13 protein-coding genes are annotated in these 16,219 nt (G+C 61.9%); 10 read left to right on the top strand and 3 right to left on the bottom strand.

Annotation, left to right across the window (positions count from 1 at the left end; genetic code table 11):
* Positions 1–84 precede the first annotated feature (84 nt).
* The 4 genes from NKH73_RS15905 to NKH73_RS15890 all read left to right on the top strand — a co-directional run bounded on the left by NKH73_RS15905 (position 85) and on the right by NKH73_RS15890 (position 5,007).
* Complete coding sequence (locus NKH73_RS15905; RefSeq protein WP_352933136.1) at positions 85–1,926, top strand: M3 family oligoendopeptidase; 1,842 nt, start codon at positions 85–87, stop codon at positions 1,924–1,926.
* 376 nt (positions 1,927–2,302) lie between these two features.
* Positions 2,303–3,076: a helix-hairpin-helix domain-containing protein gene (locus tag NKH73_RS15900; protein WP_352933135.1), complete on the top strand. Its 774-nt coding sequence runs from the start codon at positions 2,303–2,305 to the stop codon at positions 3,074–3,076.
* A 174-nt stretch (positions 3,077–3,250) separates the two neighbouring features.
* Positions 3,251–4,396: an aminodeoxychorismate synthase component I gene (locus NKH73_RS15895; protein ID WP_352933133.1), complete on the top strand. Its 1,146-nt coding sequence runs from the start codon at positions 3,251–3,253 to the stop codon at positions 4,394–4,396.
* Positions 4,345–5,007, top strand: a complete 663-nt coding sequence (locus tag NKH73_RS15890; RefSeq protein WP_352933131.1) for an aminotransferase class IV family protein — start codon at positions 4,345–4,347, stop codon at positions 5,005–5,007. Before NKH73_RS15895 ends, NKH73_RS15890 begins: the two co-directional genes overlap by 52 nt.
* Before the next feature lie 107 nt (positions 5,008–5,114).
* Here the strand turns inward: NKH73_RS15890 and aztD are convergent, their stop codons facing one another.
* Together aztD and aztC are read right to left on the bottom strand one after the other, a co-directional pair.
* Positions 5,115–6,326 carry a zinc metallochaperone AztD gene (gene aztD, locus NKH73_RS15885; protein WP_352933129.1) on the bottom strand — a complete coding sequence of 404 codons (1,212 nt, stop codon included), beginning with the start codon at positions 6,324–6,326 and terminating at the stop codon, positions 5,115–5,117.
* A 73-nt stretch (positions 6,327–6,399) separates the two neighbouring features.
* Positions 6,400–7,386, bottom strand: a complete 987-nt coding sequence (gene aztC / locus NKH73_RS15880; RefSeq protein ID WP_352933126.1) for a zinc ABC transporter substrate-binding protein AztC — start codon at positions 7,384–7,386, stop codon at positions 6,400–6,402.
* Positions 7,387–7,940: 554 nt separating this feature from the next.
* On the opposite strand from aztC, the gene NKH73_RS15875 reads away from it, so the two are divergent.
* The 6 genes from NKH73_RS15875 (at position 7,941) to NKH73_RS15850 (ending at position 15,083) form a co-directional block, all read left to right on the top strand.
* Entirely contained in the window at positions 7,941–9,386 is a 1,446-nt protein-coding gene (locus NKH73_RS15875) for a homospermidine synthase (protein ID WP_352933124.1), read from the top strand.
* A gap of 198 nt (positions 9,387–9,584) precedes the next feature.
* On the top strand, positions 9,585–9,956 hold the full coding sequence (omp10, locus tag NKH73_RS15870; protein WP_352933791.1) for an outer membrane lipoprotein Omp10: 372 nt from the start codon (positions 9,585–9,587) through the stop codon (positions 9,954–9,956).
* 178 nt (positions 9,957–10,134) lie between these two features.
* Entirely contained in the window at positions 10,135–12,204 is a 2,070-nt protein-coding gene (locus tag NKH73_RS15865) for a 5'-nucleotidase C-terminal domain-containing protein (RefSeq protein WP_352933122.1), read from the top strand.
* Positions 12,205–12,359: 155 nt separating this feature from the next.
* Entirely contained in the window at positions 12,360–13,412 is a 1,053-nt protein-coding gene (gene hemH, locus NKH73_RS15860) for a ferrochelatase (RefSeq protein ID WP_352933119.1), read from the top strand.
* Positions 13,413–13,657: 245 nt separating this feature from the next.
* Positions 13,658–14,608 (top strand): SPFH domain-containing protein, encoded by a 951-nt coding sequence (locus NKH73_RS15855; RefSeq protein WP_352933117.1) that lies wholly within the window; start codon positions 13,658–13,660, stop codon positions 14,606–14,608.
* A gap of 10 nt (positions 14,609–14,618) precedes the next feature.
* Positions 14,619–15,083, top strand: coding sequence for an NfeD family protein (locus tag NKH73_RS15850; protein ID WP_352933116.1), 465 nt, complete (start codon positions 14,619–14,621; stop codon positions 15,081–15,083).
* Between the two features lie 34 nt (positions 15,084–15,117).
* On the opposite strand, the gene NKH73_RS15845 is transcribed toward NKH73_RS15850, so the two are convergent.
* On the bottom strand, positions 15,118–16,119 hold the full coding sequence (locus tag NKH73_RS15845; RefSeq protein ID WP_352933113.1) for a KpsF/GutQ family sugar-phosphate isomerase: 1,002 nt from the start codon (positions 16,117–16,119) through the stop codon (positions 15,118–15,120).
* Positions 16,120–16,219 lie beyond the last annotated feature (100 nt).

Here is a 16,219-nt window from a genome sequence, read left to right as displayed (position 1 = left end):
TCCTTAGGATTTGACTGGCTTCTCATTTCCCCTTGAATTTTCGAGTCTGGCCGCTCGAGTCTTGCAATCTGGAAAGTATCGGCAATGCGCATGGTTCTAGGTCGACAGCTTGCGGCGGCTTCGTCGTCCGGTCAGGGCGCGGCGGAGGCTGGCAGCCTGCCGGAGTGGAATCTCGCCGATCTCTATTCGGGCATGGACGCCCCTAAGCTGAAGCGCGACATTGCCAAGGCGGCGGCCGATGCCACCAGCTTCGAACGCCGTTGGAAGGGCACGCTCGCGGCAGAGGCGGAACGCGGCGCAGAAGGGCGTCTTGGTGAAGCGCTCGCGGCTTACGAAGCTCTGAGCGAGTTGATAGGGCGGATCGATTCATTTGCCAGCCTGACTTATGCGGGCGACACCGCTGACCCGAAGAAAGCGAAATTCTACGGCGACATTCAACAGAAGATGACCGACGCCAGCGCGCATCTTCTATTTTTCGCGCTCGAACTGAACCTCATCGACGATGCCGCGATCGAAACCGCGCTTGCCGCCGATCCTGCGTTTGCCCACTACCGGCCGTGGGTGCTCGATCTGCGCATGGACAAACCCTACCAGCTCGAGGACCGGGTCGAACAGCTTTTCCACGAGAAGTCGGTCACTGGACGCGGCGCCTGGAACCGGCTGTTCGACGAGACGATGACCGATCTGCGCTTCGACATCGATGGCGAGCAACTGACCCTGGAGCCGGCGCTCAACCGCCTCCAGCACGCCGATAGCGAGGTGCGCCGCCGGGCCTCTGAAGCGCTGGCCGCGACCTTCCGCAAGAATCTGCGCACGTTCACGCTGGTCACCAACACGCTGGCCAAGGACAAGGAGATTTCCGACCGCTGGCGCGGCTTCGAGGACATCGCCGATTCGCGCCACCTCGCCAATCGCGTCGAACGCAGCGTGGTGGACGCGCTGGCCTCAGCCGTTCGCGACGCCTACCCGCGCCTGTCGCACCGCTACTACGCGATGAAGGCGCGCTGGCTCGGCATGGATGTGATGAACCACTGGGACCGCAACGCACCATTGCCCGAGACGCCGCAAGCGGTCATCGGCTGGGACGAGGCCAAGAACACGGTGCTGTCCGCCTACCAGCGCTTCTCCCCCGACATGGCGGAAATCGCCAGGACATTCTTCGACCGCAACTGGATCGATGCGCCGGTCAGGCCGGGCAAGTCGCCGGGCGCCTTCGCGCATCCGACCGTGCCGTCGGCGCATCCCTATGTGCTGCTCAACTATATGGGCAAACCGCGCGACGTGATGACGCTGGCGCATGAACTTGGCCATGGCGTGCACCAGGTGCTGGCGGGCGGCCAGGGCGCGCTGATGGCTTCGACACCGCTGACGCTGGCCGAAACGGCATCCGTCTTCGGCGAGATGCTGACCTTCCGCTCACTGCTCGACCAGACCACCGACAAGCGCGAGCGCAAGGCCATGGTCGCCCAGAAGGTCGAGGACATGATCAACACGGTCGTGCGCCAGATCGCCTTCTACGAATTCGAGCGCAAGGTGCATGCCGAGCGCAAGAACGGCGAATTGACATCCGACAGGCTTGGCCAGTTCTGGCTGGAAGTACAGGCGGAAAGCCTCGGGCCGGCGATCAAGCTGCGCGAGGGTTACGAGGTGTTCTGGACCTACATCCCGCACTTCATCCACTCACCCTTCTACGTCTACGCGTATGCTTTCGGCGACTGCCTGGTGAATTCGCTCTATGCGGTCTACCAGAATGCCGAGAGAGGCTTCCAGGAGAAGTACTTTGCCATGCTGCGCGCCGGCGGCACCAAGCACCATTCCGAGCTCCTGGCGCCCTTTGGCCTGGACGCCACTGACCCTGCCTTCTGGCAGATCGGACTTGGCGTGATCGGCGGCCTGATCGACGAGCTCGAAGCTTTGGACAATTGAGACACGGCGCTGAATATCAGGAGCCGACAGAACAGTTTAGCCGCAATGCATGTTCGGGCCGTTCTATTCTTGCCCTAAATATCTGTTCTTAAATAACTCTCCGTGGAATTTTTCCGTTAGCTTTCCGGAAGCTGTATGATAGCGTCCCGCCTCAAGCTCAGTCGGGCGCGGGGCTCAGGCCAGGAAAATATCTCCGGCAGATCACGGCGCTTCGGCGAATGCGACAGCGGCCGTCGGCCATGGCAGGAAAAGCCGGTCGCCGACAGCTCGATTTGAGCCGGCTGTTCCGCGAGTGGCGGAGCCACCATCGAATGGTCCTTGTGCCAAGGTCACCACTCCAGGCCACGGCAGATGGATCGGACTGGAGAGAGAGACAATGGGCACTTTTTTCTACATGCTCCTGGCGTTCCTGGTAGGTGTGTTGGTTGGCTGGTTCCTGTGGGGGCGCCTGCGTGGCGAGCTCGACAGCCTGCGCGGTGACATGGACCGCACGCGCAGTGAGCGCGACAGGCTGCGCGCCGACGCCGACCGCCTGACCGGTGAGCTGGATGTATGCCGCGGCGCCCGCGCCGACCTGGAGCGCCAGCTGGGCGAGGCGCAAGGCGCCAAGACTGGCGCAACAAAGGCAGCAATCCCGGCACCGTCGGCATTGATGTCGACATCCGCGCCGGCCAAAACTTCGACAGCCAAGACTTCGACAGCCAAGACCTCGACGGCCAAGACTGCATCGGCCAAGCCGACGCCAGCAAAGACCGCGTCCAACAAACCGGCGGCCGCCAAGGCATCAGCCGCCGCCCCAAAGGCCAGTACATCCAATGCGGCCGCGTCGAAAACGAGCGCCGCAGCCAAGGCTGCGCCAGCGGCAAAGAAAGCGACCCCAGGCAAGGCAGCGGGCAGGCCCGACAGTCTGCGTCGCCTGATCGGCATCGGACCGGTCAACGAGCGGAAGCTGCACGGCCTTGGGGTCAGAACCTACGCTCAGATCGCCGCCTGGTCGGCGGCGGATATCAAGCGGATCGAAGACGTTCTCCAGTTCGACGGCCGCATCGAGCGTGAGCGCTGGATCGAGCAGGCGAAACTGCTTGCCGCCGGCGACGAGACGGAATTTGCGCGCCGCTTCCCGAGCGCGGGGACCGCGAGCAACACCTGAATTTGCCTGCCGGCATCGAGCACATACAGGACTGGCGGCGCCCTCGAGGCGTCGCCAGTCTGCTTTTGTACCAAGGCTGCCTTTGCGTCTTGAGACGCCGCTCCCTCGATTGCGTGCGATCGAGCCCCCATATAGAGCGATAGCTGGCGTCATCGACCGCAGCATCCGAGCCCCATGTCCCTGCCCTCTGCAATTTTCCGGAATGACGAGCGCGCGCACCAGCTCGTTTTCGACCGTCCGTCCGACATCATTGTTGCGCATGAGGCGAAGGATTTCCTGCCGGCGCTGGAAATTGCGCAGGCTGCGCATGACGCCGGCAAATGGCTGGCCGGATATTTCTCCTACGAGGCCGGCTACCTGCTCGAGCCGAAGCTCGTTCCACTGCTGCCGGGCGGACGCCGCGCTCCGCTTGTCTGCCTGGGGATCTTCGACGCGCCTGTCGAACAGGGGGTCGTGCGCAGCACTGCGCCGGCAACCAACGGCCCGATCTTCGATGCAAGGGCTGCCTGGTCTTCAGAAGACTACACAAAACGCTTTGCGCAGCTCCACAATCACATTCGCAAAGGTGATTGCTATCAGGGCAATCTGACCTTTCCGGTTCATGCGCAGTGGTCGGGCGATCCGCTGGCGGCCTTCGACGCGCTGACGGAACGCCAGCCGGTGAAATACGGCGCGCTGATCGCGCTCGGCGATCCGATCGTTTTGTCGCGTTCGCCGGAACTGTTTTTCGAGATCGACGCCGAAGGCATGATCGAGACCCATCCGATGAAGGGCACGGCCCCGCGCGGCGCGACCAAGGCGGAGGACAAGCGGCTGAAGACGTTCTTGCTCAATGACGAGAAGAACCAGGCTGAGAACCGGATGATCGTCGATCTGCTGCGCAACGACATCTCGCTGATCAGCGAGGTCGGCACGCTGGAGGTGCCGGAGCTTTTCCGCATCGAGAGCTACCCGACCGTTCACCAGATGGTGAGTCGCGTACGGGCCAAGCTCTTGCCCGACCTCACCATCCGCCAGATCTTCGCTGCGCTGTTTCCATGCGGATCGATCACCGGGGCGCCAAAAATCCGTGCCATGGAAATCCTGCACGATCTGGAAGCCACGCCGCGCGACGTCTATTGCGGCGCAATCGGCTGGATCGCGCCCGGCGGCACCATGCGCTTTTCGGTGGCGATCCGGACGATATCGCTCTTTTCCAGTGGCGAGGCTATCTACAATGTTGGTGGCGGCGTCGTCTTCGATTCGACGGCCGAGGAGGAGTATCAGGAGTGCCTGCTGAAAGCGCGCTACGCGACGGGAACACTGCCGATTTCGAGCTGATCGAAACCATGCGCTGGCAGCCGGGCCAGGGCTTCCTCCGTTTCGACCGCCATTTGGCACGCCTTTATGGCTCGGCAGCCGAGCTGGGTTTCATCTGCGATCCGCAGAAAGTCGGCGAGGTGCTCAGGAACGCCGTCGACCGGCCGGACATTGCCTTGCGCACACGGCTCGTCCTGTCGCGCAGCGGCAAAGTGACGGTCTCGGCGCTGCCTTATGAGCCGCATGCGGTTGACAAGGTATGGAGGCTGCAACTAGCGCGGGTGCGGCTCGATTCCAGCGACACGCTGCTGCGCCACAAGACGAGCCGCCGGGACATTTATCAGCGGGCGCGAGCCGAATATCTGATCAGCCGCGCCGACGAGGTGCTGCTGGCCAACGAGCGTGGCGAAATCTGCGAGGGCACGATCACCAATCTCTTCGCCGATTTCGGCGACGACGTATTGGCAACGCCGCGGCTCGATTGCGGCCTGCTGCCTGGCGTACTGCGCGGCGAATTGCTGGATGAAGGCCGCGCACGCGAAGCAATCTACACCTTGGATGATCTGAAGTCGGCCAAGGCGCTGTTCGTCGGCAATTCACTGCGCGGATTGATCCCGGCACGACTGGGCTGAAGCGCAACCGAAGAGGCGCCTGACGAGCATGCCTTGCGCGTTGGGGAAGACGCGCCCGGCCCGGGAAAGAATGGGCCGGACGCGCGACAGCCGCTTGGGAGGAGCGACTATTCGGCTTCGTGGGTCTGACCGGAGCCGCCGACGGAAACAATGTTGAAGGGTTTGCCTTCGACAGCAATGTCGCCGGTTTTCTCGAACGACGTCGCGTCAACGAGATGCAGCACACCGTGCAAAGGATCCGTGACCACGATCCTGTCGCCGGCGACCGCGACACGCGGCCTCGGGTCGCTCCAGTGACCGTCCATCGAATAGGGATCGGTCAGCTTGAGCGAGTTTGCGATCTCCCCTTTCACCACGTCGAGTTGGTGAAGCTGGCCGTCCTCGGTGAAGACGTAGGCGAACTTGGCACGAACGGGATCGACCGCGAAATGCACGCGACGTGTCGGAAGGCTGATCAGCCGGAACGCATCGCTCTCGACCGTTGGATCGATCAGCACCACCTTGTCGGCGCCGTAATTGCCGAGGAAATATTGCAGGCCTCTGCCGCCGATCAGCGTCGTCGTTTTGCCGTGCGGCAGGTTCTCGTCATAGGGCAGATGACGGATCGCCGGGGTGCCGTCGCCATGGGTGACGACAAGCAGGCCGGTTGCGCAGGCGAAAGCCAGGACATTGCCGGAAGACGCCTCCCCGTGGAGGTCAGGGCAGGCGTGGACGCCGCCGACCTGCGCACCGGCCTCGTCAGTGACCCTGATGCCGACCGGGAGTTCGTCCGGCTTTTCCTTGTTCGGCTCCGACAGGAGGACATGGGAGCCATAGGCGACTGCGACGCCGTGCTGCGGCGCGTCCGTCTTCAGTTCCCTGAAATCCGATTTGCCTTCCAGGACCGCCTTCTCGGAAATGATGCGGGCGACACCTTCGCCGTCGAAAAAAGCGGCGAAGTCTCCTTCATGCTCGACGAAATGCGACGGCTTCGCGCCGGCGATCTCGACGCCGGCAAGCTTTGCCGCTTCGACGTCGATGTCACCATGTTGGCCGTGGTCCTCAAAGGAAATGCCGCTTGCGATCCCGGTAACGACGCCGGCCGCGCCCTGCACGGCGAACACGGTCCGGCCGCTTTCGCTGCGATGCAGCGACGCCGGCCCTTTGATCTGAAACATGTCGAGCTTTTGGCCAGCGACCGCATCGATTACGGTCACCTTCGGATCCGTGTGATCCGAGATGAAGAGGCGCCAGGCGGTCACCTCCTCGGCATGGGCAGCACTTGTTGATAGAGACAGAAGCAGCGCGATGGCCGTGGCTGACGCCCAATTTGTCCTCACGGTATTCTCCTTAATGTTATTATATGACGGGATGAAAAGGCGGATTGCTCCGCCTTCCATCGTGGGATGGCGATCAGCTTGCGAGGATCGCGCCTTTGATCACCATGATGTTGTGCCGCATCATCTCGAGATAAGTCGGGGCCGGGCCGTTCTCGTCCGACAGGGCGTCGGAATAGAGTTCACCACCGACTTTCAGGCCCGTCTCGCTGGCTATCTGCTCGATCAGCCGCGGATTGGTGACGTTTTCCACGAAAATCGCCGAAGCCATGTCTTGCCTGATCTGTTTGATGAGGGCCGCGACATCGGCGGCTGAAGCTTCAGATTCGGTCGAGACGCCCTCCGGCGCGAGGAATCTCATGCCGTATTCGTGCTCGAAATATCCAAAGGCGTCGTGGGAGGTGATGATCGTGCGCTTTTCCTCGGGGATCTCAGCTACAGCAGCCTTGATCTCCTCTTCCAGTGCCTCGAGCCGCTCACCATACAATTCGGCATTGGCCCGGTAGGTGTCGCAGCCGGCTGCATCGGCGGCACAGAAGGCATCGGCGATGTTCTTCACATAGACCTCGGCATTATGCACCGACTGCCATGCGTGGGGATCAAATTCGCCGTGATGGTGGTGCCCTTCCTCATGGCCCTCTTCCGCCTCCCCGGCGTGCCTTTCCCCGCCCTCGGCGGCTTTATCCTGATCGTGGTGATGTTCTTCCTCGGCGTTGCGCAACACCTCGCCGCCTTTGGTCAATTCCACGACCGGTGCCTTGGTGGCGCTCGCCTCGACGAGACGCTGGAGGAAGCCTTCGAACTGGAGGCCGTTTACCAGCACCACATCGGCCGCACCGACTGCGGCCGCATCCGCCGGCTTCGGTTCGTAGACATGAGCGTCCCCATTCGGGCCGACCAGCGTGATGACGTCGACACGGTCGCCGCCGACATTCCTGGCGAAATCGGCGATGATCGAGAAACTGGCGACAACCTTGAGATTCTCGGCCGATGCCAGCGACGGGGTGAATGGCAACGATGTCATGGCGCCAATCACGGCGGCAAGCTTCAGCGTCCTGGACATTCGATCAACTCCTTCTGTTCAAGCAGTTCTGTGGGAGATGCGTCGGACGCAGGTGGCGGGCACGTCGCGCACGCCGGCAAGATGGCAAGAATGTGCGCCCGCCGACAGGATGACCGCCGGACCGGGCAATCCCGTCGGGGATGCACAACGGGTGGCTGGTGTAGTCCAGCGCCAGTTCTTGAAAGGTCACACAGTGCGCCGTTCGATCCATCTCAGCTCCGCCCTTGGCGAACTGTTATGTTATGTCATTACAATCGTCAATCGGAAAGTGCTCCGTTATAACCTATGGCCACCGTTGAACTCAGAACTGCGATCACGAAGGAGCTGCGATGCTTGGACGTAACCAGCGGCGGGCTCTCAACGCGCTGACGCGCTCCGAGGCCGATGGGCGCCTGACGGCCGTAATCGGCCGGGCGCCCTCCTTAACCACGTAGGGAATGCGGCATAGCCCGTGGTTTTTCACTGGTTTATGACAATGATCTGTGGTTGTAGCGCTTGGCCGCTCGGCAGTAACGCCCCGGCTTTTCAGCCTGTTTGAGGGAGTAATCGATAAAATGGCGAATGAAAACTGGCCCGTTTACGGTGAGATCACCGGCCCTGTCGTGATGATCGGCTTCGGCTCGATCGGACGGGGAACGCTGCCGCTGATCGAGCGCCATTTCAAGTTCGACAAGTCGCGCATGACGGTCATCGACCCGCGCGATACCGACCGTAAGCTGCTCGACGAGCGCGGCATCACCTTCATGCAGGATGCGGTGACCAAGAAGAACTACAAGAAGCTGCTGACGCCGCTTTTGACCAAAGATGGCGGCCAGGGTTTTTGCGTCAACCTGTCGGTCGACACCGGTTCGGTGGATTTGATGCGGCTCTGTCGCAAGCTGGGCGTGCTTTACATCGATACCGTCGTCGAACCATGGCTCGGCTTCTATTTTGACACCAAGGCCGACAATGCCAGCCGCACCAATTACGCGTTACGTGAATCGATGGTCGAAGAAAAGCACGCGCACCCAGGCGGGGCGACCGCAATCTCTACCTGCGGCGCCAATCCGGGCATGGTCTCGTGGTTCGTCAAGCAGGCGCTGGTCAACCTCGCCACCGACCTTGGCCTCGAGTTCTCGGAGCCCGCGCAGCACGATCGCGAAGGCTGGGCGAGGCTGATGAAGAAGGCCGGCGTCAAAGGCATCCACATCGCCGAGCGCGACACCCAGCGCACCAAGAAGCCGAAGCCGATGGACGTGTTCTGGAATACCTGGTCGGTCGAAGGCTTCATCTCGGAAGGCCTGCAGCCGGCAGAGCTCGGCTGGGGCACGCATGAGACCTGGATGCCCAAGAATGCCAAGAAACACAAGCATGGCTCGAAGGCCGCGATTTATCTGGAGCAGCCGGGCGCCAACACGCGCGTGCGCAGCTGGTGCCCGACGCCCGGTCCGCAATACGGCTTCCTGGTGACGCACAACGAGTCGATTTCGATCGCCGACTTCTTCACCTTGCGCGGCAAGAAGGGCAAGGTTCAATACCGCCCGACCTGTCACTACGCTTACCATCCCTGCAACGACGCCGTGCTGTCGCTTCACGAGATGTTTGGTGCCGCCGGCAAGGCGCAATCCGTACATAACGTGCTCGATGAAAACGAACTGGTCGACGGTGTCGACGAGCTCGGCGTGCTCCTCTACGGCCACGATAAGAACGCCTATTGGTACGGCTCGCAACTGTCGTTGGCGGAAGCGCGCAAGCTGGCGCCTTATCAGAACGCCACGGGCATGCAGGTCACGTCTGCCGTGCTGGCGGGCATGGTCTGGGCACTGGAAAATCCCGAGGCTGGCATCGTCGAGGCCGACGAGATGGACTACAGACGCTGCCTTGAAGTGCAGTCCCCCTATCTCGGGCCGATCAAGGGCTACTACACCGACTGGACGCCGCTCGATAACCGCCCTGGTCTGTTTCCGGAAGACCTCGACAAAAACGACCCATGGCAATTCCGCAACATCCTCGTTCGATAGTGCAACATCCTCGTTCGATAGCGATGCCTCACTACCTTGCAATCGCCTGGAAATCGGGCGATTGAAGGAAGGCGACCTAGCGCGACATGCGTCCATTTGGGCGCAAAAAGTATGCTCTAGTGCTTTGAATGTGCGCATCGTGCGTTTCCGAAAACCGGATCGATTTTCGGGCCGATGCGAGAGGAGAGGATGTTGATGATGACGATTGCGCGCAAATTGCTTTCGGCCGGCATTGTCGCGGCCGCTGCCGCCTTGGCGGCGTGCACCACCGCCGGCCCGGGCGGGCCGCCGTTGGCCGCGCGGAGCCCGGTCGAAGGCTCATGGATCGATGCGCAAGGCACGGGCCTGTCGACCTTCGCCGCCGGCAGCTTCAACACCGTCGCGACCGACACCGGCCAGAAACTTGCCGACGGCAGCTACACCATGACCGGCGGCACTTCGGTCGAGATCAAAGGCACTTCGCTGATCCGCCAGACGCCGATCAGCTTCAACTGCTTGCTGATCTCCACCTCCCAGCTTAACTGCACCAGCGCGAGCGGGCAGAATTTTGTGCTGACGCGGCGCACCTGAGCCCATACGAAACTGGCTTTGCAAAGGACGGTGGCCTCAGGCCGCCGTCTCTTTTGCGCCGGCAAAGCTGACCCCGATTCCGCTTGCATCGGCCGAAACGCGATGTGAACATGGCAAAAAGCTGGCTGTTATGTTCCAGTCAAGCAAGGGCGTTAAACAGGTCATCGGGGAGACGAAAATGAGGAAGATCGCCGCCATTGCCGCCCTTTCGGCCTCCGCGCTTGGTCTGTCGGCCGGCGTGTCCTTTGCCGACTACACACTGAACATCCTGCACATCAACGACTGGCACAGCCGCATCGAAAGCAACAATAAATATGAATCGACCTGCTCGGCCGAAGAGGAGACCAAGGGCGAGTGCATCGGCGGCGCAGCACGGCTGATCACGGCGATCGCCCAGGAGCGCAAGAAGCTGGAAGGCCAGAACGTGCTGCTGCTCAGCGCCGGCGACAATTTCCAGGGATCGCTCTTCTACATAACTTACAAGGGCAAGACCGAAGGCGAATTCCTCAACCAGATGAAATTCGACGCCATGGAGGTCGGCAATCACGAGTTCGACGACGGCGAGGCGGCGCTAGCTCCGTTCCTCGACATGATCCAGTTTCCGGTACTCGGCGCCAATGTGAAGGCGAACGCGCAATCCAAGCTCGGTGACCGCGTAAAGCCGTCGGTCGTCATCGAGGTCGGCGGCCAGAAGATCGGCATTGTCGGCGCAGTCACCAACGACACGGCGGAGCTCGCCTCGCCAGGCCCCAACGTCACGATCGAGGACGATGTCAAGTCAATCACATCGGAAGTCGAGAAACTGAAGGGAGAAGGCGTCAACAAGATCATCGCGGTCACTCATATCGGCTACAAGCGCGAACGCGACGTCATCGCCAAGATCCCGGGTGTCGACGTGGTGGTCGGCGGCCACAGCCATTCGCTGCTGTCCAACACCGATCCCAAGGCTGAAGGCCCCTACCCGACGATGGTCGACAATCCGGACGGCTACAAGGTGCCGGTCGTCCAGGCGGCGTCCTATTCCAAATATCTCGGCGAGTTCAAGGTGGTGTTCGACGACAATGGCGTCGTCAAGCAAGCCAGCGGAGACCCGATCTACCTCGACAAGTCGATCACGCCAGATCCCGCGGTGCTTGCCCGCATCAAGGAGCTCGGCGCGCCGATCGAGGCGTTGAAGAACAAGGAGGTCGCCGAAACCACCAAGGCGATCGACGGCAGCCGTGAGAACTGCCGCACCCGCGAGTGCGAGATGGGCAATCTTGTCTCGGACGCCGTACTCGACCGCGTCAAGGACCAGGGCGTCGAGATCGTCATCTCGAATGGCGGCGGCCTTCGCGCCTCTATCGACCAGGGCACCGTCACCATGGGCGAAGTGCTGAACGTGCTGCCGTTCCAGAACACGTTGGCGACCTTCCAGATTTCCGGCAAGGATCTGGTTGCCGGGCTCGAGAACGGTCTCAGCCAGATCGAGGACGGCGCCGGACGCTTCCCGCAGGTTGCCGGCTTGAAATATTCATTCGACAAATCGGCTGCCCCGAATGCCGGGCGCGTCAAGTCGGTCGAAGTCATGGAAGGCGGCGCGTGGACCCCGCTCAATCCGGACAAGGATTACCTAGTTGCCACCAACAACTATGTGCGCCAGGGCGGCGACGGCTACAAGGTCTTCGCCGACAAGGCCAAGAACGCCTATGATTACGGTCCCGGCCTAGAACAGGTGGTCGCCGATTATCTCAGCGCGCATCGGCCCTATACGCCAAAGCTCGATGGCCGCATCACCGAGATCGCGGCAGAACCGGCCCAAGAACCGGCCAAGCCGGCCGAAGCGGCACCCGCTCCGGCCGAGCCCGCAAAACCGGCAGAAACGGCTCCAACCGCAGAGCCGGCAATGCCCGAACCGCCGGCGGGTTCGGCCGACATCGCCACGACGCCGCCAGCCGTGCCGGCGGAACCCGGCCCCGCGACGGCAGCACCTGCCGAGCCCGCGGAACCAGCCCAGCCTGCGGCACCGGCTCCTGCAGCCGAACCGGCCAAGCCAGCCGAGGCGGCACCCACCGAGCCGACCAAGCCGGCCGTGGCCGCAGCGGTCGAAAGCAGCCATGTGATCGTTGCCGGCGACACCTATTGGGATCTGGCTGAGAAGGCCTATGGCGATGGCTCCAAGTGGAAAACGATCTCCGGCGCCAACAAGAACTACGAGCCGCGCCGCCTTCCGGTCGGCGCAACCCTGACCATCCCGGCCGCAAACTAAGTTCTTCCGTCATTGTTGAAAACCCGTCCGGGTAACCGGGCGGGTTTTCTGCTTTCCGCCTGAGGTAATATCCAAGGTAGGATAAGGTGCGGCCAGACGCTGCATTGAAAACCGGCGCGGCATCGCTACTTTCGCGCGGTGTTCGGAGATCCTTTATGACGCTTTCCAATCCTGTCGATCCCAAGGCTGCGAAGGCCCTCGGCCCGCTGCCGCCGGTCGGGGTGGGCAGGATCGGCGTCATGCTGGTCAATCTCGGCACGCCAGACGGCACCGAATTCAAGCCGATGTGGCGTTATCTCAGGGAATTCCTGTCCGATCCGCGCGTCATCGAGCTCAACAGGGCTATTTGGTATCCGATCCTTTATGGGCTGGTTCTCACCACGCGGCCGAAGAAGTCGGGCGCCAACTACGCCAGGATCTGGAATCGGCAGCGCAACGAGTCGCCGCTACGCACCTACACCCGCGCCCAAAGCGAAAAACTAAGCGAGGCGCTGCGCGACCTGCCCGATGTTACCGTCGACTGGGCAATGCGTTACGGCAATCCTTCGACCGAGAGCGTGGCCAAAGGGCTGGTTGCACAAGGCTGCGACCGCATTCTCTCTTTTCCGCTCTATCCGCAATATTCCGCGACCACGACCGCGACCGCCAACGATCAATTGTTTCGCGCATTGATGAAGATGCGCCGCGCGCCGGCGATCCGGAGCGTGCCGCCCTACTATGCCGAACCGGTTTATATCGAGGCGCTTGCCCGTTCGATCGAGCGCCATTTGGCGACCCTCGATTTCGAACCCGAGGTCATCATCGCCTCCTATCACGGCATTCCGAAACCCTATTCCGACAAGGGCGACCCCTATCAGGCCCATTGCCTCGAGACGACCCGGCTGCTGCGTGAAAAGCTCGGCTGGGATGAGAAGAGGCTGATCACCACGTTCCAGTCGCGCTTCGGTGCGCAGGAATGGCTGCAGCCCTACACTGACAAGACAGTCGAGAAATTAGCCGGAGAAGGCGTGAGATCGATCGCCATCGTCAATCCGGGCTTTTCCGTCGACTGCATCGAGACACTGGACGAGATCGGCAGGGAGGCAGCGGAGACTTTCCATCATGCCGGTGGCGAGAAGTTCGCGCACATCCCTTGCCTCAACGACGGTGCCGAGGGCATGGCGGTGATCGAGGCGCTGGTGCGGCGCGAACTGTCGGGCTGGATCTGAAGCGGGCGTCATCGAGCGCGGCTAGCCTGGTTGTCACCGACAATCTGCGATCACCTGATTGTAACATTTCTGAAACACACTTAAGTGCTTGGTGAAGTCGGCTGCGTTGAAACGTCTACCGCATCGGCACCAACGATCGGAGTCGATTTTGGGAAGAGCGATGCGCAGGTATAAAAGCTAGAGCGTAATTGCGTGTCCAGCGACGCATGTCGCTTTAGTGTGCTCGGCATCTGAGGGAGAGCCAAATGGACTTCAGTGGTTTCGATATCGCGCTTCTTGTTCTTGTCGCTCTTGTCGTGCTCGTGCTTTTCAAAGGCATCCGGACAATCCCGCAAGGCTACAATTATACCGTCGAACGCTTTGGTCGTTATACCAAGACATTGAGCCCCGGCCTCAACCTCATCGTGCCGTTCGTCGATCGCATCGGTGCCAAGTTGAACATGATGGAGCAGGTGCTCGACGTCCCGACCCAGGAGATCATCACCCGCGACAACGCTACCGTCGCCGTCGACGGCGTCGCCTTCTACCAGGTGCTCAACGCCGCACAGGCCGCCTATCAGGTCGCTGGGCTGCAGAACGCCATCCTCAATTTGACGATGACCAACATCCGCACCGTCATGGGCTCGATGGATCTCGACGAGCTTTTGTCGAACCGCGACGCCATCAACGAACGCCTGCTGCGCGTCGTCGATGAGGCGGCGCATCCCTGGGGCATCAAAATCACCCGGGTCGAGATCAAGGACATCAATCCACCGGCCAATCTCGTCGAATCGATGGGTCGCCAGATGATGGCCGAACGCAACAAGCGCGCGCAGATCCTCGACGCCGAAGGCCTCAAGCAGTCGCAGATCCTGGAAGCCGAGGGCCGCAAGGAAGCTGCCTTCCGCGACGCCGAGGCGCGCGAACGCTCGGCCGAGGCCGAGGCCCGCGCCACGCAAGTGGTGTCGGAGGCGATCTCCAAGGGCGACGTGCAGGCGCTCAACTACTTCGTCGCCCTGAAATACACCGAAGCGCTGACCAAGATCGGCTCTGCCACGAACAGCAAGGTCGTGCTGATGCCTATGGAGGCTTCGTCGCTGATCGGCACGCTCGGCGGCATCGGCGCAATCGCCAAGGAAGTCTTCGGGAGCGAAGCCACTGCCGGCACCGCTCGGCAAGCGTCACGCCCGCCAGTGGTTCGCCCCAGCGAGACCTGAGGCCGATCCTATGTTTGACCGTATCATTTCCGAACTCGGCCCTTGGAGTTGGATGGTTCTCGGCTTCGTCCTCCTCGTAATGGAGGTCATCGCGCCCGGCATCTTCATGCTATGGATCGGCATCGCCGCGCTGCTGATCGGTGCAGTCTCTCTGCTCATCTGGGACGCAGGTTTCTGGACTTGGCAGGTCCAGGTTCTCGCCTTCCTCGTGATGTCGCTGGTTTCAACCTATGTCGGCAAGAAACTGATGGGCGGGCGCCATGACACGACTGACCAGCCCTTGCTCAACCGCCGCGGCGCACAAATGATCGGCAGAATGGCGACGCTTGCCGAACCGATCAAGGATGGGCGTGGCCGCATAAAGCTGGGCGACACGCTATGGCGCGTCTCCGGCCCCGATCTGCCGGCCGGCACGCAGGTGCGCGTGACAGGCGCGGCCGATACCGATCTGGAATTGACGGTCGAGGCTGTCTGATCCTACGACGTTTCGGGGTGTGTTGAGATTCAGGTCAGGCCGCGCCGATGCGCAGCAGGTCGTGCAGATGGACAAGTCCGATCGGCTGCCTGCCCTCGACCACCATCAGGCTGGTGATGGCCGAAGTGTTGATCGTCTGCAGCGCCGTCGCCACCAGCGTGTCCGGCCCGGCCGTCTTCGGCTCCTTGGTCATGACCTGATCGACACTCATCGCCAAAAGATTGCTGCCGATATGGCGCCTGATGTCGCCGTCGGTGATGATGCCGATCAGCGCACCGTCTGAGGCGGTGATCGCCACGCAGCCAAACCCCTTGCGCGACAATTCGATAATCGCTTCACGCATTCCGGTGCCGGAAGGCACCAGCGGCAGCCTGTCACCGACATGCATGATGTCGCGGATCTGCGTCAGATTGGCGCCAAGTTGCCCGCCGGGATGGAAGGTGCGGAAATGATCCGGCGTGAAGCCGCGCGCTTCGAGCAACGCAATAGCCAATGCATCGCCGATCACCAGTTGCAGCAGCGTCGATGTCGTCGGCGCCAGGCCGTGCGGACAGGCCTCCGACGCGCGCGGCAGCAAAAGCACCACGTCGGCCTCGCGCGCCAGCGCCGATCTCTCTCCGGCGGTGACCGCGATCAGCGGGATCGAGAAGCGCCTGGAATAGGCGATGATGCCCTTGAGCTCCAGGCTCTCGCCCGACCACGACATGGCGATGATGGCATCGTCCCTGGCGATCATGCCGAGGTCGCCGTGATTGGCTTCGGCAGGATGGACGAAGAACGCCGGTGTGCCGGTCGAGGCGAGTGTCGCGGCCAGCTTCGAGCCGATATGGCCGCTCTTGCCGACGCCGGTGACGATGACGCGGCCCTCGATCTGCGACACCATGTCGACGGCCCGCGCGAAAGGTTCGGCCAATCCGTTTTCGAGCGCAGCCGCCAGCGCCGCGACGCCGGCCTGCTCGGTCGCCACCGTTCTGAGCGCCGAGGCGATCGAAGCTTGCCCGTCGAGCCGCTTCTTGTCTGGGGATATCGCATGCATGGTTGATGCGATTAGCGCTTTGCCGCGCGCCTGTCCAACGGAATTGCCATCCACCAAGGGTTGATGAGCGGCCGCCTCAACGCTCCGTTAACCATCCCCA

It is taken from the genome of Mesorhizobium sp. M0938 (assembly GCF_040319125.1).
GTDB classification, from domain to species: Bacteria; Pseudomonadota; Alphaproteobacteria; order Rhizobiales; family Rhizobiaceae; genus Mesorhizobium; species Mesorhizobium robiniae.
The sequence above is the reverse complement of the archived record's forward strand: the minus strand, read 5'-3'. Positions and strand labels throughout refer to the sequence as shown.

Coding starts and splice junctions, on each gene's coding strand:
- NKH73_RS15905 (WP_352933136.1), top strand. CDS start 85: ATGCGCATGGTTCTAGGTCGACAGCTTGCGGCGGCTTCGTCGTCCGGT.
- NKH73_RS15900 (WP_352933135.1), top strand. CDS start 2,303: ATGGGCACTTTTTTCTACATGCTCCTGGCGTTCCTGGTAGGTGTGTTG.
- NKH73_RS15895 (WP_352933133.1), top strand. CDS start 3,251: ATGTCCCTGCCCTCTGCAATTTTCCGGAATGACGAGCGCGCGCACCAG.
- aztC (WP_352933126.1), bottom strand. CDS start 7,386: ATGTCCAGGACGCTGAAGCTTGCCGCCGTGATTGGCGCCATGACATCG.
- NKH73_RS15875 (WP_352933124.1), top strand. CDS start 7,941: ATGGCGAATGAAAACTGGCCCGTTTACGGTGAGATCACCGGCCCTGTC.
- omp10 (WP_352933791.1), top strand. CDS start 9,585: ATGACGATTGCGCGCAAATTGCTTTCGGCCGGCATTGTCGCGGCCGCT.
- NKH73_RS15865 (WP_352933122.1), top strand. CDS start 10,135: ATGAGGAAGATCGCCGCCATTGCCGCCCTTTCGGCCTCCGCGCTTGGT.
- hemH (WP_352933119.1), top strand. CDS start 12,360: ATGACGCTTTCCAATCCTGTCGATCCCAAGGCTGCGAAGGCCCTCGGC.
- NKH73_RS15855 (WP_352933117.1), top strand. CDS start 13,658: ATGGACTTCAGTGGTTTCGATATCGCGCTTCTTGTTCTTGTCGCTCTT.
- NKH73_RS15850 (WP_352933116.1), top strand. CDS start 14,619: ATGTTTGACCGTATCATTTCCGAACTCGGCCCTTGGAGTTGGATGGTT.
- NKH73_RS15845 (WP_352933113.1), bottom strand. CDS start 16,119: ATGCATGCGATATCCCCAGACAAGAAGCGGCTCGACGGGCAAGCTTCG.